At 44.1% G+C, this 1,464-nt stretch carries 1 protein-coding gene; it reads right to left on the reverse strand.

What is annotated here, in order from left to right; all coding sequences use genetic code 11:
* Positions 1-38: 38 nt before the first annotated feature.
* Positions 39-1,464: neuraminidase (locus CVS30_RS17620; protein WP_207767607.1), on the reverse strand; the 1,426-nt coding region annotated here is incomplete at its 5' end.

Here is a 1,464-nt window from a genome sequence, read left to right on the forward strand (position 1 = left end):
ACGCGTGATCAGTAGAAACAAGGGTCTTTTTCTTCATCTTAGAGGAAGTACTCTATTTTAGCCCCGTCAGGCCAGTTCCATTGTCCCAGGAATTCTGTACTGGAACACATCGATACTATACTATTGCTGGTCCACCACACTTTATCCTCCTTGGGTTTCCCACGTATCAGCTCCACATAAAAACACGCTCGATAGCAGTCCCCTTCAGCCCAATAGTCCATGAAAGACCCACTGTAACCACTCCAGTCAGCGTTTAATACAATTGTCTGACCTTGAATGGGCTTTGATCTATCATCTGTCAATGCATTTGGCACTTTTAACATCTCGTATCCAGACCTCGAGGCTGTGCTTATTGTCCTCCCTAGCCAAGTGTTATCCCCATCCAGGTATGAGAATCCCTTGACTCCATTGTTATTATTACCTGGATAAGGGTCATTACACTTACCTATGTTTGGGTCATTCGGTCGGGGACTGTCTGTAAGGACAGGACTGCATATATATTGACTAGTGTGTGTCATTGCTACTGGGTCTATCTGAATCACTGGTCTATTTGAGCCCTGCCAATTGTCCCTGCATGTGCAGGTAATCCCTGTTCGTTTCCCGTAACATGAGCATTCTTCAATATGCTTAGCAGTTCCAGTCAGAGACTCCCATTTCAATATTTTCCCCTCTTTAAAATAGTATATTCTTGTGTCTGCAGGTCCAGTGGCAGGCCCATCGGTGAACACTACTGGGCATACGCCGTTGTGGCATACACATTCAGATTCCTGTGTTCTTAGTATGTTTCGGGCCCATGTGTTAATTTCTGCAACAGGCCTTCTGTTGTACCATATTACTGCAGATGCATTGTTGTTTGGTCCTGATATACATATTGACATTCTGGATTTGCCATCATGGCAACTAGTACTTGACCACCCGATGCATTCCACCCTGCTGTTGTACACTGTGGGCGGTGATGATAGTGGCCAGCTTATCAGGGCGCGATACTGGGACCTATCGTGTATTGTTCCGTTTGAGTGTTTCCCTCTGATTGTTGTTCCTTGGCTGAGAGCATAGAACCTGCATTCATCTGGGTCGCATGAAACATAGGGTTCTCTTGTGACTAAAACATCCGAGCTTTCTCCAATTCTTACTGCATTGTCTTTCCCATATATGTGCCATGAATTTATAGTACAGAGCCCTTTAGTTAAGTTATTGAAATTCCTGCTTGTTCTTTCTTCCATTTGGATGTTGGTGATGTTTGTTTCATTATAATAGTTGTTTATTATTGTTTGGCTTGTGTTGGTTGTTTCAGGTTGTGAGCGTGAGCAATTGCAGCCCGATTTTAGATGCAGTCCTATGTTCAATCCTAGGTTTGCTATTCCAATGAGTACTGTGATTGCGCCTATTGTGATAGCAGTGGCTGAAGTGCATAGAATCTTCTGGTTTGGATTCATCTCGACCCTGCTTTTGCTGATCACGCGT

The organism is Arthrobacter psychrolactophilus (assembly GCF_003219795.1).
Lineage (GTDB): Bacteria > Actinomycetota > Actinomycetes > Actinomycetales > Micrococcaceae > Specibacter > Specibacter psychrolactophilus.